We start from the raw sequence: 13,483 nt of genomic DNA, 5'->3' as shown, positions 1-13,483 counted from the left end.
GCGCCGTCATCGGCCGAGGCGCTCGAGCAGCCGACGTCGCCACGTCTCGGTGCTCTCGAGGTCGTTGAAGGTGAACACGTGGATCCCGGCCAGTCCGGTGTCCCCCGCGGCCAGCGCCGGGGCGATGCCGTCGAGCACCCGGTCCGGCCGGTAGCCGCCGGGGGTGAAGAACCGCCGGACCATCCCCTGCTGCTTGCGCAGGAAGCGGGCCGACTGACCGAGCCCCAGCCCGGCGGAGACCCGGATCAGCTTCTGCCTGCTGACCGCCCCCGGGACCCCGACCCGGACCGGCAGCCGCACCCCGGCGGCGGCGATCCGGCGGGCCCAGCGCACGGTGGCGGACGGGTCGAAGCACAGCTGGGTGACGATCTGCGTGGCGTACGGCGCCTTCGCGGTGAGCGCGCCCTCGATCAGCTCGTCGGCGATGCCGCCGTGCCCCTCCGGGTAGCCGCCGATCCCGATGTGGTCGAACCGGCCGCCCGCGACCTCGTGCAGGTCGGTGAGCAGGGCGAGGGAGTCCGGGTAGCGCCCCGCGGGCTCCGCGGCGTCGCCGCCGACGACGAACAGCGTGCGGACACCCGCGCCGGTGAGCCGGTCGGCCAGGTCGGTGAGGTGCGCCCGGTCCCGGACGAGCCGGGCCGCGAGGTGCGGCGCGACGCGGTAGCCGTGCCCGGTCAGCCGGACGGCGAGGTCGACGGTCGGTCCGAGGCCCTTCGCCTCGGTCGTCGTCACGCTCAGCCCGGTGCCGGTGGGCACGTGCGCGAGCACCTTGTCCGCGGCGCTCGGGAACGGCAGGACCTCGTAGGTGGCCTCGCGCAGCACCCGGGCGAGCACGGCCCGCCGGTCGGTGCGCCGGGGCCCGGTGCCCCGGTCGGGAGGATCGAGCAACGACGTCACGGGGTGCTCCGGTTGTCCAGCAGGGCGAGCCCGGCGGCGGTGTTCGACGCCGGGACGTGGTAGGCGGTGTGCACCGTGCGGACGCGCTCGTTCATCGCCCCGCGCATGACCAGCCACATGATCAGCTCGATGCCCTCGGACCCGGCGAGCCGGATGTACTCGTCGCGGTGCAGGGCGGTGAGCCGCTGCGGGTCGTCCGCGATCGCCTCCAGGAACATGTGGTCGAAGCCGGGGTTGACGAACCCGGCCCGCGTGCCGGCCAGCTGGTGCGACATCCCGCCGGTGCCGAGGATGCCGACGGTGCGTGCGCCGTCGTAGGAGGCCAGGGCGCGCCCGATCGCCTGCCCGAGCGCGTAGCAGCGGGCCGCGGTCGGCTGCGGGTAGCGGATGACGTTGACCATGATCGGGACGACCGGGCAGGGCCAGGCGTCGCCGGGGTCGGGCGTCCACACCGACAGCGGCACGGTGAAGCCGTGGTCGACGTCCAGCTCGGAGAACACGGTGAGGTCGAACCCGTCGTCGACCAGGTGCTCCAGCAGGTGGAACGACAGGTCCGGGTCCCCGGTGACGTCCGGCACCGCGCGCCGGCCGTACCCCTCGTCGGCGACCCGGTACCGCTCGGCCGTCCCGATCGCGAAGGTCGGCACGATGTCCAGGTCGACGCCGTTGGCGTGGTCGTTGTAGACCAGGATCGCGACGTCCGGGGTCCGCTGGGCCAGCCACGCCCGGGCCGGGGCGTAGCCGTCGAACAGCGGCGCCCACCGCGGGTCGGCCGTCAGGTCACGGTCCATCGCGGCGCCGATCGACGGCACGTGCGAGGTCCCCAGGCCCCAGATGACCTCAGACATCGGTCCGTCCCCCCGCCGCCATCGCGGCCGTGAACTCCGCCTCGGTCATGCCGGTGAACACACCGCCCAGGTACTGCATCGAACGTCCGTCCATCATGGCCAGCTTGTAGACGTAGAAGATGCTGCCGCCGAGGTCGAGCATCGCCTGCCAGTCGCGTTCCAGGACGGCCGTGGTCTGCTCCGCCGACAGCGCGAACCGCAGGCAGTACGCGGCCTCGTCGGCGCGGAAGTCCGTCCGCGCCTCCTCGGTGCACAGCGACTGCAGCATCCGGTTCAGCGGCCGCCCGAGGCGCCCGGCCGGACCGTCGAAGACGTAGGTCCCCCGTGGGGCACTCCTGCCGGTCATGCTGGTTCCCCCCGCGGTCGGCTCTCGGCACCGACGCTAGGAGCCGGGCGGGCCACGGCCATCGCCCGGATGTCCCGACCGGTCGCGGCCGCCGCGCCCCGTCCGGCCCGCGACGGATGACGTAGCGGCGGGTCGCTACGTCATCCGTCGCACCCGATACGGCCGCCGTGGCAGGGCCGCTGCCGTCGTTCCGCGCTGCCGTGACCGAGCCCGGCGTTCCTAGCGTGGGTCCGATCGTCGTCGAGGACTGGAGCACCATGAGCGCGAAGAACCTGCAGGACGTGCTGGACCGGGCCGGCGATACCGTCGACCTGCTGCGCAACGCCCAGCTCGGCGCCTACATCTACCCGGTCGTCCCCTCCGAGTTCAGCAACTTCCGGCGCGAGGTGCGCGCCTGGCAGCGCACCGCGGTGCTGTTCGACCAGACCCACCACATGGTCAACCTGTGGGTGTCCGGGTCGGGTGCGCTGCAGCTGTTCACCGACACCGGGATCAACAGCACCGCGAACTTCCCGGTGGACTCCGCGAAGCAGTTCGTGCCGGTCGCGCCGGGCGGCGGGGTGATCGGCGACGGCATCCTGTTCCGGCTCGCCGAGGACCGGTTCGTCTTCGTCGGCCGCGCACCGGTGGCGAACTGGCTGACCTTCCAGGGCCAGGGCTACGACGTCGACATCCGCCGCGACGAGCGCTCCCCGTCCCGCCCGTACGGCCGCGAGGTGACCCGCGACGTCTGGCGGTTCCAGATCCAGGGCCCGCGCGCCTGGGAGGTCATCGAGAAGGTCAACGGCGGCCCGCTGGAGAAGGTGAAGTTCTTCCGGATGGGGCACATGAACGTCGGCGGGGTGGCGGTCCGGACGCTGCGGCACGGCATGGCCGGCGCGCCCGGGCTGGAGATCTGGGGACCGTACGAGAGCTACGGCGCCGTGCGCGAGACGATCCTCGAGGCGGGCCGCGAGTTCGGGATCGAACCGGCCGGGGCGCGCGCCTACTCCTGCAACACCCTGGAGTCCGGCTGGATCCCGTCGCCGCTGCCCGCGATCTACACCGGCGACGAGCTGAAGGCCTACCGGGAGTGGCTGGGCGCCGACTCCTACGAGGCGAACAACGCGGTCGCCGGCAGCTTCGTGTCCGCCGACGTCGAGGACTACTACACGAACCCGTGGGAGCTGGGCTACGGCGGCTTCGTGAAGTTCGACCACGACTTCGTCGGCCGTTCCGCGCTGGAGCGGATCGACCCGGCGGCCGAGCGCCGCAAGGTCACCCTCGCCTGGAACGCCGAGGACGTCGCGACGCTGCTCGCCTCCCCCGTCTCGGACGGGCCGGAGTACCAGTTCTTCGACCTGCCCAACGCGAACTTCGGGTCGTCCAACTTCGACGCGGTGGTCGACGCCGACGACAACGTGGTCGGCCTGTCGATGTTCACCGGGTACAGCGCGAACGAGCGCAAGGCGCTGTCGCTGGCCACGGTGGACCCGGGCGTCCCGCTCGGCGCCGAGGTGCGGGTCGTCTGGGGCGAGCCGGACGGCGGGACCCGCAAGACCACCGTCGAGCCGCACCAGCAGTTCGCGGTGCGCGCGGTCGTCAGCCCCGCCCCGTACAGCGAGATGGCGCGCGAGGACTACCGGCCCGGCTGGCGGACCGCGACCTCCTGATCCGGTCCCGGTCCCGGTCACGGGGCGGGCGCGCCGGCGGCGCGCCCGCCCCGTTCTCACGCCAGGTGCCGGGTCAGGAAGGTGACCACGCAGGCGGGTTTGGCGGCGCCCTCGACGGTCATCGTCATCGTGATCGTGACCTGCAGGCCCCCGGTCACCTCGGTGACGTCGTCGAGGACCGCGGTCGCCCGCAGCGTCGACCCGGTCGGCACCGGCGACGGGAACCGCACCTTCTCGCAGCCGTAGTTCACGACCATCGAGAAGCCGTCCAGCCGCAGGATGTCCGGCAGCAGCCGCGGCACCAGCGACAACGTCAGGTAGCCGTGCGCGATCGTGCCGCCGAACGGTGTCCCGGCGGCCCGCTGCGGGTCGACGTGGATCCACTGGTGGTCGCCGGTGGCCTGCGCGAACAGGTCGACGTCGTGCTGGGTCACCGTGACCGGGCCGCTCTCGCCGAGCACCTCGCCGCGCGGCAGCGCCCGGACGCCGTCGACGCCGGTCGCGACCGTCGGGGCGCTCACCGGGTACCGCCGGTGGCCGCGGCGGGCAGCGCCTGGGTGAAGTCCTGCAGCGGCGCGTCCGCGAACTCCGCGGCCACCGCCTCGGGGCTCCAGCCGCCGTCGCGCCACCGCTCGGCGACCTCCTCCGGGTGGGTCCACAGCGCGATCCGGTCGCCGCCCGCGGCGATCGCCTGACCGGTCACGTGCGCGGACGCCGCCGACGCCAGCCACACGACGACCGGTGCCGCGTCGTCCGGTGTGCCCAGCCCGGTGCGCCGCACCTCCGGCGGCACCGGCTCGCCCCGGTCGACGGCCTCGACCAGCTCGCCGAGCCCGGGGATGGTCGCGACCATCCTGGTCAGCGCGGTCGGCAGGACCGCGTTGGCGGTGACGCCGATCTTCGCGTGCTCCACCGCCCAGGTCCGCATCATCGCGACGATCGCCCCCTTCGACGCCGAGTACGCGCTCTGGCCGAAGCTGGCCCGCTGCCCGGCGGGTGACCCGACCAGGATCAGCCGGCCGCCGTCGCCCTGCTCGCGGAACCGGGCGGCCGCCGCCCGGCCGCAGGTGAAGGTGCCGCGCAGATGGCTGCCGACGACGAGGTCGAAGTCCTCGTCGGTCGTCCTGCGCAGCGTCCGGTCCCGCAGCGCCCCGGCGTTGGTCACCATCGCGTCGAGCCGCCCGAACTCGCCCACGGCGCGTTCGACCAGCGCGTCGGCGACCTCCGCCGTCCCGACCGCGCCGGGCTCGGCGACCGCGCGCCCACCGGCGTCGGTGATCAGCGCGACCGTCTCCTGCGCGACGCCGGCGTCGAGGTCGTTCACCACCACCGCGGCGCCCGACGCCGCCATCGCCCGGGCGTACGCCCGGCCCAGCCCCCGGCCCGCTCCCGTCACCACGGCGACCCTGCCGTCGAGCATCCGTACCTCCTCGCCTGCCCCGCCGTGCGGGCGTCCGGCGCGGGAGCCGACGTGCGGGCACCCGGCACCGGCGCCCGGCGGGCGCTCCTCCGACCGCGGGCGTGGTCCGCCCCGGCGTCCGACGCTAGGGGCCGCGCGGGGCGACGGCGGCGGTCTGCCGTCCCGGCCGCCCTACGTCATCCGTCGTGGCCGCCCGGTCAGCCCTGCGGCGGGACGAGCCCCTGCCGGACGGCGACCAGCGCCGCCTGGGTGCGGGAGGTGAGCTGCAGCTTGCGCAGGACGTTGCTGACGTGGGTGCGCGCGGTCCGCTCGCTGATCACCAGCTGGTCGGCGATCTCCTGGTTGGACCGGCCCCGGGCGACGAGGACCAGCACGTCCCGCTCGCGGTGGGTCAGCGCGCCGAGCCCGCTCGGCGGCGAGATCATCTCCTTGGTCAGCTGCCGGGCGACGCTCGGGTCGAGGAACACGTCGCCGCGGGCGGCGGCCCGGATCGCGGCGATCACCTCGCCCGGCTCGGCGCTCTTGAGCAGGTAGCCCGACGCCCCGTTGCCGAGCGCGGTGTGCACCCGCTCCATCTCGCCGAAGCTGGTCAGCACGACGACCCGCACCCCCGGGAATCGCTCGGCCACCAGCGCCGTCGTCGCGGCGCCGTCGAGGCGGGGCATCAGCAGGTCGATCAGGACGACGTCGGGCAGCTCCCGGTGCACGGCCATCGCACCGAGCCGGTCCAGCACCTCCTGCCCGTCCCCCGCCTCACCGACGACCTCGACGTCGTCGAGGGACTCCAGGTAGGCCCGGATCCCGCGCCGGACGACGGCGTGGTCGTCGGCGACGAGGACCTTGACCGGGGTGGTCGTCGTCGGTGACTCGGTCGGTGCGTCCACTCGCAGCGCCTCCGCTCGGCCGTCCGGGCTCCGGCGCCCGGGGGTTCCAGCATGGCAGCAGGATCCGCGAGGTCCCCCGAACTACGTCATCCGTCTCGGTCCGCCGCGGCCGGACGACCACCCCGGTGACGGTCATCGGCCGATCGCCCGCCGGGTGGCCGGGTTCCTACGGTCGGTGCATGGACGTCGCCTTCGGCACCGTGTGGGAGGCCGTCGCCGCCCGGCTCCCGGATGCGACGGCCGTGTGCGAGCCCGGGGCACGCTGGACCTTCGCCGAGTTCGACGACCGCGCGTCGCGGCTGGCGACCGCGCTGGAGTCGGCGGGCGTCCGGGCCGGGGACACGGTCGCCTGCTACCTGTACAACGGCTCGGCGTACCTGGAGACGGTGTTCGCGGCGTTCAAGCTCGGCGCGGTCCCGGTGAACGCCAACTACCGCTACACCGCGGCCGAGCTGACCTCCCTGCTCGACGACGCGGGCGCCGCCGCGATCGTGTTCAGCGGACCGCTCGCCCCGAACGTCGCGCACGCCGCGGCGCACCTGTCCTCGCTGCGGCTGCTGGTCCGCGACGGCGACGCACCCGCCGACGACCCCGGTCCGGACGCGGCCGACCTGGCGACGATCCGCCGCGCCACCCCACCCCGCCCGCACGTCCCGCGGCCGGGAACGGACCGGCTGTTCATGTACACCGGCGGCACCACCGGACGGCCGAAGGGCGTCGTGTGGCGGCAGGTCGACCTGCTGCACAGCATCGCCGTCGCGGTCTTCGGGCCGCTCGGCCGCGACGCCCCGCCCGCCGACCTCGACGACGCCGTGGAGCTCGCGGTGTCCGCCCGGACCGGCGGCCGCTCACCGGTGACGCTGCCGGTGGTGCCGCTGATGCACGGCACCGGGCTGTTCAACACCCTCGGTGCGCTGCTCGTCGGCGGCCGGGCGGTGCTCACCCGGCCCGGCCGGCTCGACCCGCGCCACGTCTGGGAGACCGTCGCCGCGGAGCGGGTCGGGACGATCGTGGTGGCGGGCAACGCGGTCGCCGTCCCGCTGGTCGACGAGCTGGTCCGGGCCGAGTCGGCGGGCAGCCCGCACGACCTGTCGTCCCTGCGGGTGGTGCTGAGCTCGGGGACCGCACTCGGCGACCGCACCAAGGAGGCACTGCACGCACGCACCGCGCTGACCGTCACCGACGCGATCGCCGCCAGCGAGGGCGGCCCGTTCGCGTTCGCGGTGACCCGCTCGGTCGACGACCTGCCGGCCCGGTTCCGGCCGGTGCCCGCCACCCGGCTGATCGCCGACGACGGCCGGGTGCTCGCCCCCGGCGAGCCCGGGACCGGGGTGCTCGCCTACCGCGGCCCGCTGCCGCTGGGCTACCACGGCGACGCCGAGCGCACCGCTGCGACGTTCCGGTTCGTCGACGGGGTGCGCTACGCAGTGCCCGGCGACCTGGCCGAGCTGACCCCGGACGGTGTCATCCGGTTCCTCGGCCGCGGCGCCGGGGTGATCAACACCGGTGGCGAGAAGGTGCACCCGCAGGAGGTCGAGGACGTGCTGCTCGCCGACCCGGCGGTGGCCGACTGCGTGGTCGTCGGGGTCCCCGATCCGGTGTGGGGTGAGCGGGTGACCGCGGTCGTCGCCTCCCCCGGCGCGGGTCCGGAGCTGCCCGGACGGCTGCGCGAGCGGGTCCGCGCGGTACTGGCCGGCTACAAGGTGCCGCGCGCCGTGGTCGTCGTCGACGAGCTGCCCCGCACCCCGACCGGCAAGATCGAGATCGCCCGGGCCAGGGAGCTGGCCGGGGCGGTTCCGTCCGCCGGGTGAGACTTCCTCGCCGTGCCCGTTCTCTGATAGAAGGTGAGCCTCACCTTACCTGAGGAGAACGATGAGGCCCCGTGGATCCACGCTGCTCGCGGCGCTGCTCGGTGCGGCACTGGTCCTGACCGGCTGCGGCGCGTCCCCCGGCAGCACCGGCACCGCCCCGGCGACGCCGACCGGCGGGGCCGCGTTCCCGGTGACCGTCCGGCACGCCTTCGGCGAGACGACGGTGCCCGCACCCCCGCAGCGGGTCGTCGCGCTGGGCATGAACGACCTGGCCGTCGCCCAGGCCGTCGGCGCACCGGTCGTCGGCGCGGTCCGCAGCTCCGGCGACAGCGGTCCCGTGCTCCCCTACCTCGACCCCCTCCCGCCCGAGGTGCTCGCAATCGAGCCCGACGGCACGCTGCCGCTGGAGCAGATCGCGGCGTTCCGGCCGGACCTGGTCCTCGGGGTCTCGGCGTTCCAGATCACCGACCGGGCGGGCTACGAGGCGCTGTCGCGGATCGCGCCGACCGTCACCTACGCCGAGGGCCTGTACACCGCCTCCATGCAGGACGACGCCCGCCAGATCGGGCGGGCGCTGGGCCGCGGGGACGCCGTCGAGACGCTGGTCGCCGAGGCGGACCGTCGGATCGCCGAGACCCGTGACCGGCTGCCCGGGCTCGCCGGGAGGACCTACCTCTACGGGCAGGCGCGCGGGGAGATCCTGCCGATGGTGGTCGGCGCGCAGAACCAGTCGACGGTGTTCCTGCGGTCGCTGGGGCTGGAGGTGCCGGCGTCGTTCCGGGACGCGCCGGCGAGCGACGCGCTGGCCCCGGGCACGGTCGGGGTGTCCTACGAGGAGGTCGGCAGGCTGTCGGAGGCCGACCTGCTCCTGATGACCTTCGCGGGGGCGGGCGACCGCGCGAGGTTCGAGGGCGACGAGCTGGTGCGCCGGGTGCGCGCGGTGCGGCAGGGCACCTACACACCGGTGACGCTGGACCAGGCCATCGCCCTGCAGGCGCCGAACGTGGTGTCGGTGGGCTGGCTGCTCGACGGGCTGCGGCCCGCGCTGGAGAAGGTCGCGACGAGCTGACGAGCCCGGCTACCCGCCGGTAGGCTCGGGGCGTGAACCCACCCGACATCGCCCTCAAGGCCATGAACGCGGGCCACCGTCTGCTGATCCGGCTGACCGGTGGGAAGGTCGGCCACTCGGCGATGGGGATGCCCGTCGTCGAGCTGACCACCCGCGGCCGGCGCTCCGGCGAGCCGCGCACGGTGATGCTCACGGCACCGGTCCACGGTGACGGGAGCTACGTCGTCGTCGCCTCCCGAGGCGGCGACGACCGCCACCCCGCCTGGTTCCTCAACCTGCGTGCGGACCCGGACGTCGAGGTCGCCGTGCAGGGCGGGCCACGCGTGCCCATGCGTGCCCGGATCGCCGACCCGGCCGACCGCGCGACGCTCTGGCCGCAGATCGCCGGGAAGTACCGCAACTACGCCGGCTACCAGCGCAGCACCACCCGGGAGATCCCGCTGGTCCACCTGGAGCCGCGCGGCTGACCGGCCACGCATCATCAGGGCAGATGATTCCGGAGATCCGGATCATCTTCGTAGGGTCGGGGTATGTCCGGTCCTGCCGTGCCTGCGGAGGCGGTCCCCCCACAGGCGTCCCCACTGCAGCTCTCGGTCCTCGGAGGTGTGCGGGCGCGCTGTGACGGCGACGACCTGCCGCTCGGCGGGCCGCGCCCGCGGGCCCTGCTCGCGGCACTCGTCGTCGCCGCCGGGCGTCCGGCCACCGAGGACCTGCTCATCGACGCCGTCTGGGACTCCGAACCCGCCCCGGCCGCGAAGCAGGCGCTGCACACCTACATCGCCCGGCTGCGCGGTGTCCTGGAGCCCGGCCGCTCGGCCCGCGGGGCCGCGACGGTGCTGGTCCGCGGCAGCGGCGGCTACGCCCTGGCCGTCCGGCCCGAGCAGGTCGACGTGTGGGCGATGCGCGAGCTCGCCGCCCGGGGCGCGACCGCGCTGGCCGAGCGACGCCCGCACGAGGCGGTGTCCGTGCTGGACCTGGCGCTGGCCACCGGCGACGGCACCCCGTTCGGCGACCTCGCCGACCGCGCCTTCCTGGCCGCCGAGGTGGCCGCGCTGACCGAGCTGCGCGCCGGGATCCGCGAGGACCGGGCCGCCGCCGCGCTCGCCACCGGCGAGGACGTGACGCTGCTCGACGACCTGGCCGCCCTCACCACCGAGTACCCGCTGCGCGAGCGCGCGTGGGAGCTGCGGGCCCGCGCGCTCTACCGCGCCGGGCGCCAGGCCGACGCCCTCGCCGTCCTGCGGACCGCGCGGGACCTGCTCGCCGAGGAGCTCGGCGTCGACCCGGGGCCCGGCCTCGCCGCGACCGAGCGGGCGGTGCTCGCCCACGACCCGGAGCTGCTGCACCGGGCCCCCGCCGCCGACGCCCCGGCGCCCGCCGCCGGGACCACCCGCAGGCCGCTGCCGGTGCCGTCGACGGCGCTGCTCGGCCGCGACGACGACCTCGTCCGGCTCCGCGCCGCCCTCGACGCCCACCGGCTGGTCACCGTCGTCGGCCCCGGTGGGGTGGGCAAGACCCGCGTCGCGCTGGCCGTCGCCGCCGACGCGGGCGGTCCGGTGTGGTGGGCCGAGCTCGCCGACCTCGCCCCGGGGACCTCCGGCGCGCTGCTGGCCCCGGTCGTCGCCGAGGCCACCGGGGTGCTCACCGCGCAGGGCGCCGACCAGCTCGCCGCCGCCCTGGCCGGCACCCCCGGCCTGCTGGTGCTCGACAACTGCGAGCACGTCCTCGACGCCGTCGCCGAGCTGCTCACCACGCTGCTGCCCGCGTGCCCCGGCGTGCGGGTGGTCGCGACGAGCCGCGAGCCCGTCGACCTGCCCGGTGAGCAGCTGCTGGAGCTCGCGCCGCTGTCGGCCGCCGCGGCCGAGCAGCTGTTCCTGGACCGCGCGTCGGCCGCGGCACCCGGCGCGGCCCCCACCGGCGACGACCGGGCCCGCGTCGCCGAGGTCTGCGCCCGGCTCGACGGGCTCCCGCTGGCCGTCGAGCTGGCGGCCGCCCGCAGCCGCACCCTGTCGGTCGGGGAGATCGCCGACGCCCTCGACGACCGGTTCTCCCTGCTCGTGGGGGCCGGCCGGGGCACCCCCGCCCGGCACCGGAGCCTGGAGCACACCATCGCGCTGTCGGTCGACGATCTCGGCCCGGCCGACCGCCGGCTGTTCGGGGCGCTGTCGGTGTTCACCGGCGGGTTCGACGCCGCCGCGGCCGCCGCCGTCGCCGGGGTGCCGGTCCGCGACGGGCTGGCCACGCTCGTCGCGAAGTCCCTGGTCGGCGTCGACACCGGCGCGCCGGGCCCCCGCCGGTTCGCGCTGCTGGAGACCCTGCGGGCCTTCGGCGACACCCTGCTCGACGACGCCGCGCGCACCGCCGCCCGCACCGCGCACCGGCGCTGGGTCCTCGACGTCGTCACCGAGGCCGACGCCGCGTGGCTCGGCCACGACGCGGCCCGCTGGTTCGGGCGGGTCCGCGCCGAGCAGCCGAACGTGCGGGCCGCCTTCGGCGCCGCGCTGGCCGACGGAGGCACCGCCGCGGTCGACGACGTGCTGCGCCTGGCCGGGGCGCTGGGGTGGTACTGGTACCGCTTCGGCCGGGTCGCCGAGGGCATCGGGTGGGTCACCGCGGCGCTGGCCGCGGCGGGGCCGGACGCCGACCCGGAGGCCGTCGGGCTGGCGCACTTCGCCTCCGGCCCCCTGCGCTACCTGGCCGGTGACCCGGCCGGTGCGGCCGCCGACGTCGCGGCCGGGCTGGAGCGGATGGACCCGGCCCGGCACCCGACGAAGGTCGCCCGGGGGCTCGCGTTCCGCGCCTACCTCGCGGCGGCGACCGACCCGGCGGCCGCGCAGGCCCTGCTGGGCGAGGCGCTCGCGGTCTCGCGCGCCGCGGGCGACGGCCCCGGCGAGTCCGAGACGCTGATGGCCGCCGGGCACCTCGCGCGGCTCGGCGGGGACACGGCGACGGCGCTGGACGTGCTGCGGTCCGCGGTGGCCGTCGCGCGGCGGGCCGGGCACGGGTTCGCCGACGGGTCCTCGCGCTGGCACCTGGTGAAGACCCTGCTCGACCGCGGCGACCCGGCCGCGCTGGACGAGGCGGAGTCGCTCGTGCGGTTCCTCGGCGGCGAGCCCGACGTGACGTCCTGGCTGGTCGCGACGCACGCCCTCGCGGGCGCGCTGGGGCAGTCCGGGGACGGCGTGCGGGGCGCCCGGCTGCTGGGGGCGGTGTCCGCGGTCGGCGGCGAGGTCGGCTACCGGCCCGAGGAGATGGACCCGCAGGACTCCGAGCGCAACGTCGCCCTGGTCCGGGCCGGGCTCGGCGGCTCCGCCGAGCGGTACGCGGCCGCGTTCACCGAGGGCGTCGCGGGTGGGCGGGCGGCGATCGCCGCGGTCCTCGACGAGCTCGGCGACGACGGCACCGTCGCCGCCCGGGTGGTGGGCCGGAGCGCCTGAGCCGCGCTCCCCGGGACCGCTTGCGCCGACCCTGCAAGGCCGCTGCAAGTGGATTGCCAGTGGCCCACCGCAGAGTTCGTGGTGTTCGCCCCACCGGCCGCCCGGGCCGCCGAGGCCACCACCCGAGGAGACACCATGAACGCCACCCTGCGCAGCCTCGCCCGGCTCGGCCTGGTCGCCGCAGCGACGAGCACCGTCCTGTTCGGCACCACGGCCTGCAGCCTCGCCTCCGTCCCGGCGGACAGTGTCGAGCAGCAGATCGTCAGCAAGCTGGGCGCGCAGGGCGTCTCCCTCGACAACGGGAAGGCCGACTGCGCCACCGACCTCGACGCGACCGTCGGGGCGAGCCAGACCTGCGAGTTCCACTCCGGTGGCCAGCCGGTCGGCGCGGTCGTCACCGTCACCGCCGTCGACGGGGACAACGTCTCCTTCGACATCACCACCGAGCCCCGCCCGGTGCCGAAGGCGCTGCTGCAGGACACCGTCGGCTCGCTCGTCGCGCAGAACGCCGGCGTCCCGATCGACACCACCACCTGCGAGGGCGACCTCGCCCCCACCACCGGCCAGGCCGTCGGCTGCCGCGTCACCTCCGGCGAGGAGTCGATCGACGTCCGCGCGACCGTGACCGAGATCCAGGGCGGTCTGGTCAACTTCGATGTCGAGCAGGTCTGAGCCGTGCGCACCGCGACCTGGCTCTCCGCGCTCGCGCTGGTCGTCGTCGCCGGGGCCCCGCTGACCGCCTGCTCGACCGGACCGGAACGGCAGGTGTGCGGGGTCCTGGAGGCCGACGGCGACGACTACCTCGAGGTGGACCCGGCCGCCTGCCCGGCGCCCGAGGCGGTCGTGTCACCGGCCGGGCCGCGGTGGGTGCCGGTGTCCGCACTCGACGACGACGACCACGACCACCACCGCACGGTCGTCGCCCGGTCCCCGGGTACACCGCGGACCACCGCCGCACGGACCCCGGCACCCCGGGCGACCGCGGCGCCGCGGACCACGACGAAGACGACGACGAAGACGACGAGTCCGAAGCGGACGACCCGGTCCCGGTGAGCACCGTGCCCCGGTCACCGCGGGCGGGCCGCCGGCGGGCCCGGGGTCCGCCGCCGGGCCGCCCGG

General features: G+C 75.7%; 13 protein-coding genes. 7 read left to right on the top strand and 6 right to left on the bottom strand.

Going from position 1 to position 13,483, the window contains the following annotated elements; translation table 11 throughout:
- Positions 1 to 6: 6 nt before the first annotated feature.
- The 3 genes from KPL57_RS41645 to KPL57_RS41635 are packed head-to-tail and all read right to left on the bottom strand — an operon-like array spanning position 7 to position 2,091.
- A complete protein-coding gene (locus KPL57_RS41645; RefSeq protein WP_308016733.1) occupies positions 7 to 897 on the bottom strand; it encodes a methylenetetrahydrofolate reductase in 891 nt (296 codons plus the stop codon).
- Positions 894 to 1,745 carry a class III extradiol dioxygenase subunit beta gene (locus KPL57_RS41640; protein ID WP_226355906.1) on the bottom strand — a complete coding sequence of 284 codons (852 nt, stop codon included), beginning with the start codon at positions 1,743 to 1,745 and terminating at the stop codon, positions 894 to 896. The genes KPL57_RS41645 and KPL57_RS41640 overlap by 4 nt, the downstream gene beginning before the upstream one ends.
- Positions 1,738 to 2,091: a protocatechuate 3,4-dioxygenase gene (locus KPL57_RS41635; protein ID WP_226355905.1), complete on the bottom strand. Its 354-nt coding sequence runs from the start codon at positions 2,089 to 2,091 to the stop codon at positions 1,738 to 1,740. The genes KPL57_RS41640 and KPL57_RS41635 overlap by 8 nt, the downstream gene beginning before the upstream one ends.
- A gap of 257 nt (positions 2,092 to 2,348) precedes the next feature.
- Between KPL57_RS41635 and KPL57_RS41630 the strand changes: the two genes are divergently transcribed.
- On the top strand, positions 2,349 to 3,743 hold the full coding sequence (locus KPL57_RS41630) for an aminomethyl transferase family protein (RefSeq protein WP_255655850.1): 1,395 nt from the start codon (positions 2,349 to 2,351) through the stop codon (positions 3,741 to 3,743).
- 56 nt (positions 3,744 to 3,799) lie between these two features.
- Here KPL57_RS41630 and KPL57_RS41625 read toward each other — a convergent pair whose 3' ends face one another.
- The 3 genes from KPL57_RS41625 to KPL57_RS41615 form a co-directional block, all read right to left on the bottom strand.
- On the bottom strand, positions 3,800 to 4,264 hold the full coding sequence (locus KPL57_RS41625; protein WP_226355903.1) for a MaoC family dehydratase: 465 nt from the start codon (positions 4,262 to 4,264) through the stop codon (positions 3,800 to 3,802).
- Positions 4,261 to 5,163: an SDR family NAD(P)-dependent oxidoreductase gene (locus KPL57_RS41620; RefSeq protein WP_226355902.1), complete on the bottom strand. Its 903-nt coding sequence runs from the start codon at positions 5,161 to 5,163 to the stop codon at positions 4,261 to 4,263. The genes KPL57_RS41625 and KPL57_RS41620 overlap by 4 nt, the downstream gene beginning before the upstream one ends.
- A 197-nt stretch (positions 5,164 to 5,360) precedes the next feature.
- On the bottom strand, positions 5,361 to 6,047 hold the full coding sequence (locus tag KPL57_RS41615; RefSeq protein ID WP_226355901.1) for a response regulator transcription factor: 687 nt from the start codon (positions 6,045 to 6,047) through the stop codon (positions 5,361 to 5,363).
- A gap of 179 nt (positions 6,048 to 6,226) precedes the next feature.
- Between KPL57_RS41615 and KPL57_RS41610 the strand changes: the two genes are divergently transcribed.
- The 6 genes from KPL57_RS41610 to KPL57_RS41585 all read left to right on the top strand — a co-directional run bounded on the left by KPL57_RS41610 (position 6,227) and on the right by KPL57_RS41585 (position 13,417).
- Entirely contained in the window at positions 6,227 to 7,858 is a 1,632-nt protein-coding gene (locus tag KPL57_RS41610; RefSeq protein ID WP_226355900.1) for an AMP-binding protein, read from the top strand.
- Positions 7,859 to 7,919: 61 nt separating this feature from the next.
- A complete protein-coding gene (locus KPL57_RS41605; protein WP_226355899.1) occupies positions 7,920 to 8,927 on the top strand; it encodes an ABC transporter substrate-binding protein in 1,008 nt (335 codons plus the stop codon).
- A gap of 62 nt (positions 8,928 to 8,989) precedes the next feature.
- Positions 8,990 to 9,394, top strand: a complete 405-nt coding sequence (locus tag KPL57_RS41600; RefSeq protein WP_226356691.1) for a nitroreductase/quinone reductase family protein — start codon at positions 8,990 to 8,992, stop codon at positions 9,392 to 9,394.
- 138 nt (positions 9,395 to 9,532) lie between these two features.
- A complete protein-coding gene (locus tag KPL57_RS67840; RefSeq protein WP_308253089.1) occupies positions 9,533 to 12,364 on the top strand; it encodes a BTAD domain-containing putative transcriptional regulator in 2,832 nt (943 codons plus the stop codon).
- 78 nt (positions 12,365 to 12,442) lie between these two features.
- The gene (locus KPL57_RS41590; protein ID WP_226355898.1) at positions 12,443 to 13,036 is read left to right on the top strand and encodes a DUF4333 domain-containing protein; all 594 of its coding nucleotides are present in this window, start codon (positions 12,443 to 12,445) and stop codon (positions 13,034 to 13,036) included.
- Between the two features lie 3 nt (positions 13,037 to 13,039).
- Positions 13,040 to 13,417 carry a hypothetical protein gene (locus KPL57_RS41585; RefSeq protein ID WP_226355897.1) on the top strand — a complete coding sequence of 126 codons (378 nt, stop codon included), beginning with the start codon at positions 13,040 to 13,042 and terminating at the stop codon, positions 13,415 to 13,417.
- Positions 13,418 to 13,483 lie beyond the last annotated feature (66 nt).

The organism is Pseudonocardia sp. ICBG601 (genome assembly GCF_020496245.1).
Note: the sequence above shows the minus strand (reverse complement) of the source record. Positions and strands in the feature narration are given on the sequence as shown.

Bases quoted from the DNA above. Each gene is read 5' to 3' on its own strand.
- KPL57_RS41640 (WP_226355906.1), bottom strand. From the start codon at position 1,745: ATGTCTGAGGTCATCTGGGGCCTGGGGACCTCGCACGTGCCGTCGATC.
- KPL57_RS41635 (WP_226355905.1), bottom strand. From the start codon at position 2,091: ATGACCGGCAGGAGTGCCCCACGGGGGACCTACGTCTTCGACGGTCCG.
- KPL57_RS41630 (WP_255655850.1), top strand. From the start codon at position 2,349: ATGAGCGCGAAGAACCTGCAGGACGTGCTGGACCGGGCCGGCGATACC.
- KPL57_RS41620 (WP_226355902.1), bottom strand. From the start codon at position 5,163: ATGCTCGACGGCAGGGTCGCCGTGGTGACGGGAGCGGGCCGGGGGCTG.
- KPL57_RS41610 (WP_226355900.1), top strand. From the start codon at position 6,227: ATGGACGTCGCCTTCGGCACCGTGTGGGAGGCCGTCGCCGCCCGGCTC.
- KPL57_RS41605 (WP_226355899.1), top strand. From the start codon at position 7,920: ATGAGGCCCCGTGGATCCACGCTGCTCGCGGCGCTGCTCGGTGCGGCA.
- KPL57_RS41600 (WP_226356691.1), top strand. From the start codon at position 8,990: ATGAACGCGGGCCACCGTCTGCTGATCCGGCTGACCGGTGGGAAGGTC.